Origin of the sequence: Amniculibacterium aquaticum (assembly GCF_003852705.1) — a bacterium.
GTDB lineage: Bacteria > Bacteroidota > Bacteroidia > Flavobacteriales > Weeksellaceae > Amniculibacterium > Amniculibacterium aquaticum.
Map to the genome: position 1 here is coordinate 12258 of NZ_REFA01000004.1, position 18092 is coordinate 30349.

At 36.9% G+C, this 18092-nt stretch carries 14 protein-coding genes; 3 read left to right on the plus strand and 11 right to left on the minus strand.

The features are described 5' to 3' along the window. Positions 1-191: 191 nt before the first annotated feature. Positions 192-1904, plus strand: coding sequence for a tetratricopeptide repeat protein (locus EIY84_RS02665; protein WP_124640248.1), 1713 nt, complete (start codon positions 192-194; stop codon positions 1902-1904). An 82-nt stretch (positions 1905-1986) separates the two neighbouring features. Here EIY84_RS02665 and EIY84_RS02670 read toward each other — a convergent pair whose 3' ends face one another. Beyond that, the gene (locus EIY84_RS02670; RefSeq protein WP_124640250.1) at positions 1987-4134 is read right to left on the minus strand and encodes a SurA N-terminal domain-containing protein; all 2148 of its coding nucleotides are present in this window, start codon (positions 4132-4134) and stop codon (positions 1987-1989) included. Positions 4135-4348: 214 nt separating this feature from the next. On the opposite strand from EIY84_RS02670, the gene EIY84_RS02675 reads away from it, so the two are divergent. Both EIY84_RS02675 and lon read left to right on the plus strand, forming a co-directional pair. Then, positions 4349-5113 (plus strand): WG repeat-containing protein, encoded by a 765-nt coding sequence (locus EIY84_RS02675; RefSeq protein WP_124640252.1) that lies wholly within the window; start codon positions 4349-4351, stop codon positions 5111-5113. 227 nt (positions 5114-5340) lie between these two features. Then, positions 5341-7746 carry an endopeptidase La gene (lon, locus tag EIY84_RS02680; RefSeq protein WP_124640254.1) on the plus strand — a complete coding sequence of 802 codons (2406 nt, stop codon included), beginning with the start codon at positions 5341-5343 and terminating at the stop codon, positions 7744-7746. A 49-nt stretch (positions 7747-7795) separates the two neighbouring features. On the opposite strand, the gene EIY84_RS02685 is transcribed toward lon, so the two are convergent. From EIY84_RS02685 to EIY84_RS02730, 10 genes are all read right to left on the minus strand, one after another. Next, positions 7796-8533, minus strand: coding sequence for a sulfite exporter TauE/SafE family protein (locus EIY84_RS02685; protein WP_124640255.1), 738 nt, complete (start codon positions 8531-8533; stop codon positions 7796-7798). Continuing rightward, positions 8524-8979, minus strand: a complete 456-nt coding sequence (locus tag EIY84_RS02690; RefSeq protein WP_124640257.1) for a FixH family protein — start codon at positions 8977-8979, stop codon at positions 8524-8526. The genes EIY84_RS02685 and EIY84_RS02690 overlap by 10 nt, the downstream gene beginning before the upstream one ends. Before the next feature lie 8 nt (positions 8980-8987). Next, positions 8988-10442: a cytochrome c oxidase accessory protein CcoG gene (ccoG, locus tag EIY84_RS02695; protein ID WP_124640258.1), complete on the minus strand. Its 1455-nt coding sequence runs from the start codon at positions 10440-10442 to the stop codon at positions 8988-8990. A 133-nt stretch (positions 10443-10575) separates the two neighbouring features. Next, complete coding sequence (locus EIY84_RS02700; protein WP_124640260.1) at positions 10576-11454, minus strand: c-type cytochrome; 879 nt, start codon at positions 11452-11454, stop codon at positions 10576-10578. 11 nt (positions 11455-11465) lie between these two features. Further along, the gene (locus EIY84_RS02705) at positions 11466-11654 is read right to left on the minus strand and encodes a cbb3-type cytochrome oxidase subunit 3 (protein ID WP_124640262.1); all 189 of its coding nucleotides are present in this window, start codon (positions 11652-11654) and stop codon (positions 11466-11468) included. A gap of 21 nt (positions 11655-11675) precedes the next feature. Next, positions 11676-13934 carry a cytochrome-c oxidase, cbb3-type subunit I gene (ccoN, locus tag EIY84_RS02710; RefSeq protein WP_124640264.1) on the minus strand — a complete coding sequence of 753 codons (2259 nt, stop codon included), beginning with the start codon at positions 13932-13934 and terminating at the stop codon, positions 11676-11678. Between the two features lie 9 nt (positions 13935-13943). Further along, positions 13944-14147: a cbb3-type cytochrome oxidase assembly protein CcoS gene (gene ccoS / locus EIY84_RS02715; protein WP_124640266.1), complete on the minus strand. Its 204-nt coding sequence runs from the start codon at positions 14145-14147 to the stop codon at positions 13944-13946. A 230-nt stretch (positions 14148-14377) separates the two neighbouring features. Next, the gene (locus EIY84_RS02720; protein ID WP_124640268.1) at positions 14378-16108 is read right to left on the minus strand and encodes a hypothetical protein; all 1731 of its coding nucleotides are present in this window, start codon (positions 16106-16108) and stop codon (positions 14378-14380) included. A 1-nt stretch (position 16109) separates the two neighbouring features. Further along, positions 16110-16643, minus strand: a complete 534-nt coding sequence (locus EIY84_RS02725) for an LptE family protein (RefSeq protein WP_124640270.1) — start codon at positions 16641-16643, stop codon at positions 16110-16112. A 22-nt stretch (positions 16644-16665) separates the two neighbouring features. Next, positions 16666-17946 (minus strand): sigma-54 interaction domain-containing protein, encoded by a 1281-nt coding sequence (locus EIY84_RS02730; RefSeq protein WP_124640272.1) that lies wholly within the window; start codon positions 17944-17946, stop codon positions 16666-16668. Positions 17947-18092: the final 146 nt, after the last annotated feature.

The window sequence follows — 18092 nt, forward strand, 5'->3', positions numbered from 1 at the left end:
TTAGTTCTTGCAACAAATATATGTTCATAATCACATTTTCATGAAATTATATGAGGGACAAAAGGGGGACAGAAATTTTCACATTCATATTGTGTTGATTTTCAACATTTTAAGTCTTTGAAAAATCATACATTTGACCTAGGAAAAGTTTAAAAATATTGCTGTACTTTTACAAAACTAAACTAAATTCTGTGAAAATATTTCAAAAAATAAAAGTCTCAACCCTTATTTTATTTTCCATATTGCTTTATGGTTGGCTTTTTTTAACGGTTCAATGTACTTCCAAAAAAGAAACTACGGTTGCCGATTACGAAACTTACCTGAACGGAAAGAAAGAAGAAAACGACCAGAACAAAAATGTAAAACTAAATGAGGTTGAAGAGAAATGCATACATCTTATTGAACTTGGTAACAAGGAAACTAAACTTTGGGACAAAGAAACTCCGAAGGCAAACGATTATTTTGAGAAGTCAATCGTTTTGGCAAAAAAGCACAATCTTACAAGTTTAGAAATCTTTGCAAAACTGAACTATGCACAGTACTTGTATCAATTCCGAAACATGCCCAGATCCTTACCGGTTGTTATCGATCTTACTTTTTTAATTGAAAAAACTTCTGAAAACAACATCATCTATTCCGATGAGACTTATCAGTTTTTGGGGTATTATTACATGACCATCCAACAGTACAAAGAAGCACAAATCTATTTACAAAAAGCCATAAATGTCACTCATGAACATCAAAAACTAAGTTCTCTTTATGACAATGTGGGCATCATTTACTTAAAACAAAATAAAAAAGAACTTGCAGAAAAAAGCTTTAATAAAGCCCTTAAAATTGCAACAACCTACAACGACGAGCTAAGAATAGGAAAAATATACGGCAACTTGTCCCAAATCTATATCGATGAAATGCAAGTGGACAAAGCCATAGCCTTATTAAATGAAGATGTCGTACTGTCTAAAAAACACCAGGCCAAGCAAAACACCATGTTTGCGTTGATACAGCTATCCAAAGCCTATGAGGCAAAACAAAACATAAAAAAATCGGACAGCTTGCTCCATGAAGCCATAAAAATCGCAGAAAGCAAATCGTATTTCAAATCCTCTGAATTGGAAATCCTAATACTTCTAAAAGGCATCGCTATGAGAACAAACGATACGATAAATGAATTGAAATACCGAAGAAAAATTGAACTATTAAAAAAAGACCTTTCCCATACCGACGGTCCTGAAAGCATAACCAACACACAGTATCACGCTCAATTATCCGCTGTAAACTTGCAAATGGAAAATGAGAAGTCCAAACTAAAAGAAATCAATACAAACAACAAAATCTTAATTCTTGTTTTGGTTTTTGTTTTGGTTTTATCCACTCTTACATTCATAAACATCAATAGAAAGTTTAAAATTGAAAAAACGGAACATCAAAACATTTTATTAACGGCCGAAATCGATAAAATAAACTCGGAGAACAAGCTGAAAGCTGCCCACCACTCTATCGACTCCTACTTTCAGTATCTCAATGAAAAGAACCAACATATAGAAACATTAAACAAAAAAATAAATTCTCTAGAAAAAAGCAGCACATTTCATAAAAATGAAAAAATAAACGATTTGCAAAAGTTATTGAAATCCCATTTGATGACGGACGAAAATTGGTTTCGATTCAGAAAGACCTTCATGGAAGCCTATCCCGACTATTTTGAATACCTAACCACCCAATTTGAAGATCTGACAGAGTCGAACTTACGATTAATCATTCTATTAAAATTAGGCATCAATACTAAAGAGATACAAAACATCTTGGGCATTAGTGCCGATGCTGTAAAAAAAGCAAAACAAAGACTCAGAAAAAAACTGGGAGACAAATACGATTCTTTGTTCGAGATTTCTAATGAATAAGCAATCCAAAAAATTCGTCACAAAAAAAAACAGACTTCAAAAAAATTGAAGTCTGTTTTTTTATATATTTAAAAATAGAATCTTATTGTTGAGTTGCAGTTTTACCCCAAATTTCTATTCTATAATCTTCGATATCGGCGTTATCTTGAAGTGACTTGATAAATCCTTGTCCGAAGAACTGAGCATTTTGCTGTGTAATGGATTGTACCATTTGCTTTAGATCTCCCGGCTGCTTGTTAACCACTTCGTTCTTTTTAAGTACTACAAATACTCCTGTATTCCCTTCGATTGGGTTAGATACTTTATTTTTCGCAACACCAAATGCCGCTCCAGCCACTCTAGGCTCAATAGAACCTGCAACTTGTGGGTTGATTAGATTAACTTGTGCATTTTGAATGCTTGTTCCAAATAATTTAGCCGCTTGATCCAAAGATGCAATTTTAGCAGAAGCCAATTTTTCGGAAATCTTTTTTGCAGCCAATTGATTTTTTACGATAGGCTCAATTTGGTCTCTAACATTTTCAGGATTTACAGCACCTTTATTTTGGATGCCTTTCAGGATCACAACAATTCTGTCTCCTGTTCCGTCCACAGTAAAGAATTCTGTATCGCCTTCTTTTCTATTTTTATCAAAAGCCCAAGTCGTAATTTCAGCATCTTTATCGGTTCCTAATCCTGGGATAGATCCGTCAAATCTTTTCACAGATTTTGGATTGCTGAATGCATAATTGTCTTTTTTTGCCAAGTTTTCAAAATCGTTGAATGATTTTCCTTGAATTTGTTGGATAAACCTTCTGGCTTTCTTATCGATATCGCTTTCTGTGGTTGCAGACGGCTTGATCAACTTAGCTACATTCGCCACTTTGTACCCCATGGATCCGGATTTTTTATCATCAACATGAATGATGTGATATCCAAAAGAGGTTTCTGCAAGTCCATAATTCCCTTTAGCATTGTTTGCCAAGAAGCTCAAATAACCTGGTGCAAATGGAGATTCTGGCGTTGTCCATCCCACACTTCCTTTTCTTTCTACGGCATTTGGTTCATCGGATTGTTTCATTTCCAATTCAAATTTAGCAGGATCTGCTTTTACTTCTGCTAAAATTTTATCGGCGATGGCTTTTGCTTCTTCTTTTGTACGAGTTGCAGTAGAACGATCTGCACCTTTATAAGCGATTAATATGTGGCTGGACAATGTAGAGTCAGATGGTTTTTTACCTACCAATTTAGACAAAACATAATATCCGGATTCTTTGTACGGACCAAAAATTTGACCAATATTTGCTGTTGGCACTTGATCTTTGATTGCAGCCGGTAGCATATTGGCATTCATGTACGAAGGGTTGAACCTTACATCAGAGTTGGCATCAACAAATAAGGAGTCGCTGGTTGTATTTTGGAAGTTTTCCTTGCCACCACTGGCGTCAGAACCAACAGACAACAACTTGTTCATTTCCTTCAAAATAACTTCCTCATCTTTTGCACTTGCTTGTGCTGGGAACAAAACAACTCCCATATTTCTACTCGGTTCGGATTTGAAACGAAGAGGATGTTTGTCGATATAGTTTTTTAGATCTTCAGTGGTAACTTTAATAGGATTTTTTTTCAAATACTCATCGTAGTTAACTTTCACGAAATCAATATCAGCAACTTGGTCTTTTTGCTTCATCATTTCTTCGGCCTCTTTTTTACCCGTTGTGATACCGGCAGTTAGGTTATTAAAAACCATGTTGGCCATCATTCTATACTCCATGGATTTTCTGGTTTTCAACCAACCGTTATATACCTCTGGATTAGAATTTTTAGCTTCTTCAATTTGTTTTTTGATGTCTTGAAGTTTGAAATTTCCTTTTTCGTCAAAGTTCGAAGGATTTTGTGCAAACATAGGATCTGAAGGCAACATGGACCAGAACAATTCGTCGGTCATTTTGAAGCCCATTTTCTCAAATTGTTGTTTGATCAATTTGCTTTGTACCATAAACTGCCACGCTTGCTCTTCCAAACCGGTCGTTGGCTGACCTTGTTGTTGAGCTTGCTGTTGCAATACGAAGAGTTGATCTTGATACTCTTCTCTGGTAATTTTTTCTCCATTTACTTTCCCAAGGACATCTGGGTTTTGCCCAAAGACTTTATCAATGCTGTCTGGGTTTACTAAAAATGCAAGAAGTGCAATAACAATAGTACCCATCAACAGCCACGGTCTGTTTCTAATCTCAGTTAAAACTGCCATTTTATATTATCATTTTTTATATAGTGTGCGAAAATACACATTTTTAAGAGATTATAAAAATTTAATCTAATATTTCATCCAAAAGTAAAATTCAATTAATTCAACTTCAACAATTGAATGATTTTTAAACACATTCTACAAGAAAGTTCAGTTAAAACCCTTATGGTAAAATTGAAAATAAAAGTACCTTTGTATCAACTTAAAACCCATTGGAATGAAACAAATTAGTTTACTTGTAATGGTGGTTTTCAGTGCTTCTCTATCGGCACAAATTGCTAGTTTAGTCCCTACGAGAGGTGCAGACACACAAATGATGAATAAAAATTCAACCACCAACCGTGTGGAAACGAATCGTCAAACGATCGGTTATCCCGTTGCTTCGTTAATCCCTTTTCAACAAAAAGGGAAATATGGCTTCAAAGATCAAAATGGATCCATTGCCATTCCGATCGTGTATAACAATGTTTGCTTTTTTGCAGAAGAATGCAGGATACTTAATTCCCCAAATGAAAGCATTCGGAAGTTTGGAAGTTCGGACTATGCATCCGTTCAGCTCGGCAACAACCAATACCGAATTGATAAAGACGGCAATAAAGTTTACACTTTCAAAGACGACGATTTAGGAAAATGCATTAGCAATTATCAAAAGCAACATTATTTGGCCTACATCGTAAACGGCAAATACGGATTGATTGAATATGACAAATACACAGAAGACGAACATCAGCAGGAATTCAAAATACAGCCTGAGTACGATATGATTCATGTTTTGGAAGGCAATGATTTGGAAAACCCCATGTTGATTGCAGGCAAAGGAAATAAATTTGGCATCATCGACATCAACAACAACATCATTGTTCCTTTTGACTATGCCGATATCAAAAGAAATTACAGTTGGAAATTGGCAAGTTTATTTGAAGTTTCCAAAGACGGACATCGCTTTTACTACATCGACAATCAAAACAAAGTTTACAAATAGTTTACTGTTTTCAAACCCAAGAAAATCCATTTCAATTCTGAGATGGATTTTCTTGGGTTTTTAGCGATCTGTTTTTTTTAAAAAACATGTAAAATTGTCTTACCGACTCCTGTGGCATAAGAATTGAGCATATACAGCTTAAGTCTCGACCAACACGGCTTCCCAAACAATTTGGGAGTGGGAGATTTATATTCAAAACAACAATATAGACAAATTGTCAGTTAATTATGATAGAATTTGATGACATCGACTTTGATGATATCCTTACCGATGGGTTCAGCATTGTGACAGAAGAAATAGATCTAAAAGATCAAACCACCGATGACAAAAACATAAAGCAAAGCACCTTTCCGATTTTGCCGGTAAGAAATTTGGTGATGTTTCCTAAAATAGTAATCCCCATAACTGCTGGGCGCGAACAAAGTAAAAAACTAATACAAGAAGCTCAAAAAAACAACGAGCTGATTGGGATTGTTAGTCAGAAAAACGCGAATGTAGAGCACCCCGAAGGCAGCGATCTTTATCAAACAGGAACCATCGTAAGAGTAATAAAAACCATCAAACTTCCGGATGGCAACACTACGGTGATCACCAAAGGAATACAACGATTCAAAATAAAAAAAATTGTTGAAAGCCAACCGTATTTCCGTGCAGAAATCTCTAAACTTACCGATACTGCTTCTAAAAATAAAGAAGAATACGATGCCCTGTTGGAGAACATCAAAGATCTGGCTCTGAAAATTATACAATTGGATCCTAACATCCCAAACGGTGCCAACTTTGCCATCAGCAACATGGCTAAAGGTGAAGAGATGCTGAATTTCATCTGTACCAATGCCAATTTTGATGCCTCGGACAAGCAAATTTTGTTGGAAGAAAAACAAATCCACAAAAGAGCTGAAAAATGCTATGAAATGATGTTGGAAGACTATAAAAAATTAGAACTCCGCAATCAAATACACCAGAAAACCAATAAAGAACTGGACAAAAACCAAAGAGAATACTTCCTGAATCAGCAAATCCGAACCATACAAGAAGAATTGGGAGGAGGTCCGGAATCGGATGTTGAAGACCTGAAACTGAAAGGCGAAAATAAAAATTGGTCAGTAGAAGTTGAGGAGCATTTTCAGAAAGAAATTAAACGACTGCAAAGACACAACCCCAACTCCCCCGACTACAACATCCAAAGAAATTATTTGGATTTCTTTACCGATTTGCCATGGGACACTTATACCCAAGATGTTTTTGACATCAACAAAGCTCAAAAAACCTTGGACAAAGCCCACTTTGGATTGGAGGATATCAAAAAAAGAATTTTGGAACACATGGCCGTTTTAAAACTGAAAGCCAACATGAAATCTCCAATCTTATGTTTGGTAGGCCCTCCCGGTGTAGGAAAAACCTCTTTAGGCAAATCCATTGCCGATGCCTTAGGTAGGAAATATGTTCGTGTGTCTTTGGGAGGTCTCCACGACGAGTCCGAAATCCGTGGACATAGAAAAACATACATTGGAGCAATGTCCGGTAGAATATTACAAAGCATAAAAAAAGCAGGCAGCTCCAATCCGGTTATCGTTTTAGATGAAATTGACAAATTGGGACAAGGCATACACGGAGACCCGAGTTCAGCACTTTTAGAAGTTTTGGATCCGGAACAAAACCATTCGTTTTACGATAATTTTTTGGAAATGGGTTACGATCTTTCTAAAGTCATGTTTATTGCCACTGCCAATTCACTTTCTTCCATCCAAACTCCTCTTTTGGATCGTATGGAATTGATTGAGATTGCAGGATATACTTTAGAAGAAAAAATTGAGATTGCCAAGAGACATCTTATCAAAAAGCAACAAGAAGAAAACGGTTTGGATGCAAAATCCTTCAAACTGGGGAATGCAGAATTGAAACACATCATCGAGGCCCACACCTCTGAAAGCGGCGTGAGAACTTTAGAAAAAAGAATTGCAGCAGTAGCACGATGGGTAGCGCTACAAACCGCCATGGAAAAAGATTTTGACCCTAAAATATCCGTTGATAAAATTGATGAAATCCTAGGCGTACCACGACCTAAAAACCTTTCTGAAACCACTAATGTACCTGGAGTGGTTACCGGATTGGCATGGACATCCGTAGGTGGTGATATTTTATTTATCGAAAGTATTTTGAGCAAAGGTAAGGGCAACCTTACCATGACCGGAAACTTAGGAAATGTCATGAAAGAATCTGCAACCATTGCTTTAGAATATATAAAAGCCAAACATCTGGACTTGGGCATTGAGGTAGAACTTATAGAAAATAAAAACATTCATGTCCATGTACCTGAAGGAGCTACACCAAAAGACGGACCTTCTGCAGGTATTGCCATGCTGTCTTCTATGGTGTCCAGTTTTAGAAATAAAAAAATAAAATCGCATCTTGCCATGACCGGTGAGATTACCCTAAGAGGGAAAGTGCTTCCTGTTGGTGGTATCAAAGAAAAATTACTTGCCGCAACAAGAGCCGGAATAAAAGAAGTCATTTTATGTGAAGCCAACCGTAAAGATGTTGAAGAAATAAAACAAGATTACTTGAAAAATATAAAAATTCACTTTGTGAATTCAATGAGTGAGGTGATCGATTTGGCCATAGAAAAATAAAAAATAAAATCCCTTTGAATTACGATTTCAAAGGGATTTTATTTTTGTATTAATGACAATTCTCTTGATGTTCGCCTGGATGATCATGATCTTTGTGCAAATGCAAAGCTTCGGCTTTTGGAGAGAGATAAGGGATTCCCAACTCCAAACCTCGAACGACAAACAGTCCGCCAAGAACAATCATTATAAAAGGGATTATCTTCAAAACTTTAATTCTAAAAGCCTGTGTCATTAGATTACCGATTAATACTACGGCAAACATAAACGGAAGCGTGCCCAACCCAAAAAGAGCCATAAAAGAAGCGCTCTGCCATATTCCACCAGCTGCTAGAGAGGCCGTAAGAGCCATATAGACCATTCCACATGGAAGAAATCCGTTGAGAATACCGGTTAGAAATCTGGATTTATAGTCTGCTTTTTGCAGCAATTGTCCCAAGTTTTTTTTCACAGAGAACAATATATGGGTAAGAAAAGGAATTTTTGATGCAAAATCTTTACCCCCAAAGGAAAAAACAGCCATTAAAATTAAAAGAACTCCCACTAAAACAGTTAGGTACTTTTGGAATCCTGCCATTTCAAACCCTTGTCCCACAATACCCAATACCGCTCCTAAAAAAGAATACGAAACAATTCTCCCGAACTGGTAGGTCAAATTTTGAAGGTAATAATTTATGGCTTGAGACTTTGTCAGCCCCAAGGAAAGTGCAATAGGCCCGCACATCCCAATACAGTGAAACCCTGATGCAAAACCTAGAGCTAAAGCCGATATTACAAGTGCTATTTCCATAAAACATCGTAATCCACTTGATATTCTTTTTTATCAACAGACCATTTCACTTTTAAAGTATAAGAACCCGAGACCAAAACTTCTTTTGGAATCACAAATGCTTGGTTGTTGTCCAAACCAACCTCTTTGTTAATGTCTAAATTTTTATCATCGGTCCTGAACAGGCTAAAATGAATTGATTGAGTATCCGGTACAATTTTACTAGGAAATTGTATTTTTATTCCTTCAGAAAGTTCGGTATAAGAAGGTTTTTCTTCTAGAGTTTCTGCATTGTTTTTAGCATCAATTACTTTTTGATACTGCATTTCATCTTCATAATAATTATCCGAAACCATTTCCGAATTTTGCTTCCCGTTGGGGAATATCAATACCATGAATAGGATGAACCCCATAAAGAGTAACAAGGCAATCACAACGCCATGTCCCCAATTTAATTTTTTCAACATAATTAAAATTAAAAAGCTAATTTAAATGGTCCTTCGAAATAGGTTTTAAAGACATCCAATTCTTTACCTTTTTCATCGTAAACACCAATTTCTATATTTTGTTTAGACATTTTTATTTCCTTTTCTGGGAAGCTAATGTTTACCGTTCCTTTGGAAATTTGATCTCTTTTCACCAAAACTGTTTTTTCTCCACTGAGGGTTACTTCGCCGTGCTTAGGTTCCAAAACTTTTATGCTAAGTTTAATATCCTTGTTGGATTTGTTAAGCAAAGTAAAGTTGTATGAATTGGTAATTTTCCCATCTCTTAAGAAATAGGTAGAACCTGCCGGTTTGATGAATTTTGCTTCCATGGTACCACGATCTTGCATCAAAAACACCATAAAACCTATCATTGCAATAAGTACCGCTGCATACGCCTTCATTCTGGTTGTAAATTTGAAAGGCTGTTCCTTTTCTATTTCATCTTCGGTTGCATAACGAATGAGACCTTTAGGAAAACCTACTTTCTCCATGACTTCATCACAAGCATCGATACATGCTGTACAGTTCACACATTCCAGCTGCTGACCGTCTCTAATGTCGATACCGGTTGGGCAAACGACCACACATTGGTTACAATCGATACAATCTCCTTTTCCTGCAGCTTGTCGATCTTCTCCTTTTCTCCATTTTGCTCTATTTTCACCTCTTTTGAAGTCGTAATACACATTGATGGTTTGCTTGTCAATAAGTACACCTTGCAAACGACCATAAGGACAAACCAAAGTACATACCTGCTCTCGGAACCATGCAAAAACAAAATAAAAAGTTGCCGTAAACAAGACCATGACCAAAAAATTGGTTGAATTGGCAATAGGTCCCTCTTTCATTATTTTCAATACCTCTTCGTAACCTACAATGTACATGAACATAAAATGGGTGACAACAAGAGATATAAGAACATAGATGCTCCATTTCAAACCTCTTTTCCAGATTTTTTCTGAATTCCAAGATTGTTTGTCTAATTTTATTTGTTTGTTTCTATCCCCTTCTATCCAATACTCAATTTTTCTAAAAACCATTTCCATAAAGATGGTCTGAGGACATATCCACCCGCAGAAAATACGACCAAAAGCTACGGTAAATAGAATAATAAATACCAAAGCGGTAATAGAACCCAATGCTAGAATGAAAAAGTCTTGTGGGAAAAACGGTTGACCAAACAAAAAGAATTTTCGATCTAAAACATTGATTAAAAATAACGGATTACCATTAATTTTAACAAAAGGAAGTACAAAGAAAGTAATAAGAAGTAAAATAGCGACAATAGTCCTGTAATTGGTATATCGTCCACTTGGCATTTTTGGATATACCCACTTTCTTTTTCCTGTATTGTCCATGGTGCCCACAGAATCTCTGAAAGTTTCTGCGTCCACAACTTGACCTTGACCACCTCTAAAGTGGCCGTGTTCTGTATCTGACATTAAAACTGTTTTTTCTTTCTACAAATTTAAGGCTAAAAATATAGATAAATGGTGACTATGATTACATTTAAGTATTTCTATAATTAAAAAAAGCCAGCTTTAAAAGATGACTTTTTCTAAAATTTATAAAAAATTATTTTTCCCAATTTGCAGGAGTTCCTTGAGGAGCTGCACCACCTTGAGCAGGTGTAATTGGAGATACTTCTTGATTGATGTGGTAAACATAAGCCGCAACATTTTGGATATCGTTACCGGTTAACACACCATTTTTACCGAAGGCCTGCATGGCAGGGTTGTTTGGACTACCGTCTTGAACCATGTGGAAAACATTTTTAAATAAAGTTTTCTCTGGTTGGTTAATCCAAGTATTGTCGGTAAGGTTAGGACCAATACCACCTTTACCACCATCACCATGACAAGACACACAATTGGATTTGAAAATCTCTTCACCAGCGGCAATATTGTCTGCAGAGAATTTTGCATTTTCTAAAGTGGCTTGCGGAGCAGTTTTCATGTACTCGGCAATTGCAGCAGTTTGATGTTTGTATTCTTCATCGTACTCTTTTCCTTGGTGAGCAAAATCTGTAAATGAAAATGCAATTAGGTAAACGATACAATAAGCGACACCGAACCAGAAAAGACCCAACCACCATTTTGGTAATTGGTTGTCCAATTCCATAATCCCATCGAAACCGTGGTCGATAAGGATGTCTTTTTCTTCTTTAGCCGTTTGCTTTTGGAAAGCCGATTGGTAAAGTGACTTGAAATAAGGTTGTTTTTTGCTTTCTAGATACGCTGCTTTTTCAGCATCCGAAAGTCTTTTAAACTTTTCATTTTCGATAATATCACCAATGGAACTGTGGATATAAGTCAGAATCACAGCGATTACTGAAGTCCCCCAGAAATATGGTGAAGTTAAGAAAGAACTGTTTTGTACAAACATGTAATAAACAACAAACAGGATAACAAATACCCAAAATATGCTGATGTATATAGGAGTTCTAGGTTTCATAATTTAATACTTTAAAGATTAATATCTGAATCATCATCTAAAGGAGCATTCGCTTCTTCATCATAGTACTTCTTGGGTCTGGAAAACACATAGATAATCAAACCTACGAAGAATACGATAAAAATAAGTAAAGCGATAATCTGAAAAAGATTGGAGTTCTCTCCGTTGGAGAGGATGTCTCTAAAACTTTGTGGTATCATAATGCTCCTTTAGAAATTTGATTATTTTATACTAGCAGTTTTTACTTCCGTCGTTTTGATGTCTGTTCCTAATCTTTGTAGGTAAGCAATCAATGCTACGATTTCTTTTTTCTCTAACTGACCTGGTCTATCTGCGTAAGCCGTTTTTAGGTCGGCTGCTTCAGAGAAAATATCCTTAACGATTTTCTTCGCTTGGTTATCTGCCCAAGTGTTAGCACTATCGATTTCTGCTTGAGTATACGGTACATCGAAAGTATTCTTCATCAAATTCAACTTATCCACCATTTTGGTACGATCCAAATCGGTTGCGATCAACCATGGGTAACGAGGCATGATAGAACCTGCGGATGTCGATCTTGGGTTGTACATGTGTTTGTAATGCCAAGAACTTGGGTTTTTACCACCTTGTCTGTGCAAATCCGGTCCCGTTCTCTTAGATCCCCAAAGGAATGGTCTATCGTAAACAAACTCTCCGGCTTTAGAATATTGACCATTTTTCCCGTTAAAACGAACTACTTCATCACGGAAAGGACGAATCATTTGCGTGTGACAAGAGTTACAACCTTCACGGATGTACAAGTCTCTACCTTCTAATTCTAGTGGTGAATATGGCTTAACAGCAGAGATTGTAGGTACATTTTCTTTTACGGTCAATGTAGGAATAATCTGTACCATACCACCAATTGCAAGCGCAATTAAAGATAAAACTGTAAGATACAAAGGCATTCTCTCTAACCATAAGTGTACGCCTTCTCCTTCTTTTCTTGCTTTTCCGATGTTTGCCAATGCAGGAGCTTCTGCCGGAACATCTTTTTGGAAAGATCCACTTCTAACTGTAGCTACCACATTGATACACATCAAAATAGCACCAGCAATATAAAGCAAACCACCAACAAATCTCATTTTATAATACGGTAGAATAGCCGTTACGGTATCCAACCAGTTTTTCCATTCAAGTGTACCGTCCGGGTTGAATTGTTTCCACATCAAACCTTGAGTAAATCCTGCGATGTACAAAGGAACGGCATAGAAAATAATCCCTAGTGTACCCAACCAGAAATGCCAGTTGGCCAATTTCACAGACCAAAGTTTGGTTCTCCACATAATTGGCAATAAGTAATATACCATACCAAAAGTGATGAAACCGTTCCATCCTAAAGCACCCAAATGCACATGCCCAATCACCCAATCGGTAAAGTGACCGATTTTATTTAAAGTTTTTGTTGCCAAGATAGGTCCCTCGAAAGTAGCCATACCATAACACGTAATAGCAACGACGAAGAATTTCAGAATCGGATTTTCTCTCACCTTATCCCAAGCACCTCTCAGGGTAAGTAATCCGTTCAACATACCTCCCCAAGACGGAGCGATCAACATGATAGAGAAACCGGTACCTGTTGCCTGAACCCAAGCTGGTAAAGAAGTATATTGAAGGTGGTGAGGACCAGCCCAGATATATACGAAAATCAAAGACCAGAAGTGGATAATAGATAGTTTATAAGAGAACACAGGTCTTTCGGCCGCTTTTGGCACGAAGTAATACATCAAACCTAGAATAGGTGTTGTCAATACGAATGCTACAGCATTATGACCGTACCACCATTGTACCAAAGCATCTTTCACACCAGAATAAGCGGAATACGATTTCCATCCGGTGAAAGACAAAGGAACCTCTAAGTTATTGAAAATATGCAACATTGCAATTGCAATCCAAGTTCCGATGAAGAACCAAACGGCAACATACAAATGTCTTACTCTTCTAACTGCTACTGTAGCGAACATGTTGTAACCAAAAACCAACCATACAAGCGTAATCATGATATCGATTGGCCATTCGTGTTCAGCATATTCTTTAGAAGTGTTGATTCCCATAAGGAAAGTAATCACTACAGCAACGATCATTAATTGCCAACCCCAGAAATGAATCCAAGAAAGGGTATCGCTGTACATTCTCGTTTTAAGCACTCTTTGCATAGAGTAATAAGCTCCGGCAAAGAAACCATTACATACGAATGCGAAAATAACCGCAGAAGTATGCAACATTCTAATTCTACCAAAACCGAAATAACCGTGAGAGTTGATCAAGCCCTGAATCCCTCCAGAAGATAGGGTCTTGATGGTTGTATCATCGGTTCCTAAAAAGTATTCAGGAAGCTCGGGGTAGAATAACATCAAAGCAGCAGTAAGTCCAAGCAAAAACCCTACGATACCAAATACTACGGTAGCATAGAGAAACGCACGAACAATACTGTTGTCGTAACTAAACTTTTGTGTCTCCATTTTATATAATTAACTGTTTTTTTCCTGTTTTTTTTCTTGATCTGGAAGGTCTTCTGTTTTCGGCTTTTCCTTCACCTCATCGTCAAATAAAATTCGTACCGCTGGGGATTCGTCATCTTCAAACTGTCCTTTTTTGGCATTGATGATGAAGATGATTAAGAAAACCACCGCCAATGAGACTGAGCAAATGATCATCAAATACAAAAATTCCATTTCGCCGCAAATTTAAGGTTTATAAGCATTCAAAATTAGTAATTTAATATGATTTTCGATTTCAATTGTTAAAAAATGTTAATTTATAAAAAATCTAAATAACCCCACAAGCGTTTAGTTCCTGATTATTAAACTCTTATCTAGACAAATCATTTTCTTAAAATTGATTAAAAAAATCTATATATTTTCTTTATAATTGATCCTTTTTACAAATTTCGGATTAAAAAATCCTATTCATTGGACTTCGGATTGATTTTTAGGCTTTTCACATCTTCAATTTTCATCAAATAGTCCTCTTTTTTTTCAGGGAATTTTTCCATGAGAATTTCATAACCGCGAATGGCCTTGCTGTACAATCGTTGTTCTATATAAAGTCCCACCAAGGTATCCGTCATCAGATGCGAAATATCATCGCCTCGATCTTTGTATGCCACATCGACACCCTCTTTAAGTCTAGAAATTTTTGGCTCATTTTCTATAAAGGAATCGATTGCTTTGGTTTTAATCTCTTCTTTGGAATCTTCAAAGACAATTTCTTCCACAATTTCTTCTACAATTTCCTCTTCCGATTTGGAACGATCGAGCAATATACTTTCTTCAAGCTGTTCCTTATCCAACTGCAACCAATTGTGCCAAGTACTTATAAATTGAGGGATGTTGCTGTTGAGTATTTCTATTTTTTCTGCAGTCTTCTCTACTACAACTTCTTCATGCAAATTCCCTTTCTCTTCATCCGATGAGACGATCGTATTTTCAAAAAAAGAAATGTCCACAGCCGGTCTATTCTCCAGATCTGTAACGGTTTTCTCTTCATCAACCGGTACATTCTGAGACCCAGGTAGGTTTCTAGAAAAACGACTTTGCGAAATATTTTCTTTTAAATCCATTGGCTTCCAATCCATTGGACTTTCGTCGATGATTTCTTCTTTTGTTTTTTCCGTTAAATTTGGAATAACAATTTCTTTTCTTTCCAAAAAAACATCGTGAACTTCTGCAAAATTAATTTCGTTATTTTCAGGGATTTCTTCAACAATTGGAGTGGCTTCTACTTTTGTTTTTTTATTGGCTTTCATTTTAGCCTCAACCTCAGCAATCAATCTTTGCATTTCATCCTGCTGTTTTTTCTCCTTCAATCGCTGCTCTTCCCTTTTCATATCGTTGGTTAATGCACTTTCGGAATGACCAATCATAGAAACTTTCGGTAAAAACTCATCAACCCCATGGAAATCCAGTCCAGCGTCATGGTCTTGTTGAATTTCCTCTGCTTCTGCATTTGCATCCAATTCTACATTCTTCACTTCCAATTGTTTTTCAATATTATTGTTGATGGTCGGGACTTCTTCAGTTGTTTCAACGACAATTTCTTCGTTCAATTCTTCTTCAAATACAACAGGCTCTACCACACTTTGGGTTTCGTCGACCATTCCATTTACATCCATTGCAACATGGGATTCTTCAACATCGACATCTTCGACTTTTTCATCAACGAAAACAGTTTGGGTTAATGGCGCTACAAGATCTTCCTTTGCCTCAACTTCATTCTGGAAAACGACTTTTTCCGGCTGAATATTTACCTGATTTTCAACCGATTCTTCCAATTCTTTGGCTTCAATGTTGGTGAAATTTTTAACCTCATCATTCGTAACAACCTCTGTAATTTCTGTAGCTACAGGGGTTTCCATCGACTTTTCTTCAAGTGAAGTTTCGTTTTTAACAACCGCTTGGATCGGCTCATTTTTTTTGATCAACTGATATAGAATCTTTTTATCCGTTGTATATGCCGCTGTAACAGCCAGTTGCGAGGCATAGTCTTCTTTTCTGAACTGATGCAAACCGTAGAGATACAAAGCCCTGAGACTCTGCATATACGGTTGTTTGCTTATTTCTTTCTCCAACAAATCCAAATCGTTTTCAACGATCTGCTTGGGCATTTTTACGATTTCTAAAAGTCTTGCATTCATCTTACCAATTGGCTACAATATCGTTAAAAATTTTATTGATGATTCTTTCGTTCACAATTTTTACTTGCGCCGCTTCTATGGAAGTAAAATTGAGATTGCTGCTGAAAGTACTCTCGTCGGTATAAGTTCTGTCAAAACTTTTTTCCGGTTCTTTTTTATTTTCATAATGCACCTTGACCGTCATGGACAGCTTATTTTGTGCGGCTTGCATAAAGTTTCCGTTTCCGGTATTGGTTGGGGAAGATATGGAAGTGGGTGCTATGCTGTAATCCGTAATTTCTCCTTCAATTAAAATATCCGGATTGTCTTTGGTCCCTTTCAGAGTTGTCCTTTGCAAAAATCGATTCTGAATATCGGTAGAAAACTGCTGCGAAAGATTGGGATTGACCAAGGCGGCATTGTTCGGAAAGTCTCTAACCAAAATCGTTTGAGTTTCCGGACTAAGTGATGATCCTGTAAAACTGTAACACGAAACCAAGACCAACATGAGCATCAAGCTAAAAAAAGATTTTATGACGATGTTTGTTATTTTCATACTGTATGACGAGCGAAAGAAATTATTCTTCTAAGTTAAATTGTTTTATTTTTCTGTACAATGTTCTTTGAGAAATTCCCAATTCATCAGCAGCCTTGTTTCGGCGACCGTTATGCTTTTCGAGCGCTTTTATAATCAGGTCTTTTTCGTTGTTTTGAAGCGAAAGGGATTCGGGTTGTGCCTCTTCCAGTTCGATATCTTCTACTTCATCAAAATCATCAGAATGATGCGAAACGATGGTCGGATGCTGCAGCTTTCCGGTATTTTCATTTTCAAAATACAACAAAGAATTTTGACCGACCTCTTGGTTTTGAGCATAAACTCTGGAAATCAAATCCTTTTCTTGATGGGAAATATTGGCATTCCCACGGTTTTTGATCAACTCGGAAGTGAGAGACTTTAGATCGTTGATGTCGTTACGCATATCGAACAAAATCTTATACATGATTTCTCTTTCCGAATGAAATTCGGAGCTGCTAACACCTCCTCCATTTTTCTGAACTACGGCTGGCAAATGCGCATTCATAGGGATATACTCGGACAATTTGCCGGCTGTAATTTCTCTATTCTGTTCCACAACCGTCATTTGTTCAACCAAATTTCGGATTTGCCTAACATTTCCAGGAAACGAATAATTTTCTAAATAATGTACCGCATCGTCTGTAAGTACCAATTCTGGCATTCTGTATTTTTCGGCAAAATCAATGGCAAATTTTCTAAACAAAAGATGGATGTCTCCATGTCGTTCTCGAAGTGCCGGCATATCGATTTGCACGGTATTCAGACGATAGTACAGATCTTCTCTGAACCTCCCGTCTTGTATGGCCTTCATCATATTGACATTGGTTGCTGCCACAATCCTCACATTGGTTTTTTGTACTTGTGATGATCCCACCTTCATAAACTCTCCGCTTTCTAAGACGCGAAGCAAACGCACTTGGGTCTGTAAAGGCAACTCGCCCACTTCATCCAAGAAAATGGTTCCGCCATCGGCCACTTCAAAATAGCCTTTTCTAGTGGCTGTAGCTCCGGTAAAAGCTCCTTTTTCGTGACCAAAAAGTTCAGAATCTATGGTTCCTTCCGGAATGGCTCCACAGTTGACCACCACATACGGCTGATGCTTTCTTTTGGATTCGGAATGAATAATTTTTGGGATAAATTCCTTTCCCACACCCGACTCACCAATTACCAAAACGGAGATGTCGGTGGGGGCAACTTGTATGGCTTTTTCCAAAGCACGATTGAGGACTGGAAAATTTCCTATAATCCCAAATCGATTTTTTATATTTTGTAGGTTGGTCATTATTTATAGTTCAGGTTATTCTTTTTAAGTTTCAGGTTTCAAGTTTCAGGTTTAGGGTTTTCTGAATTTATTCCCTTAAAAATCATTTCTATTCAAATAGGAAATAAAATTACTGATCTTTCCACTTCAATTTTCATAATCTAAAA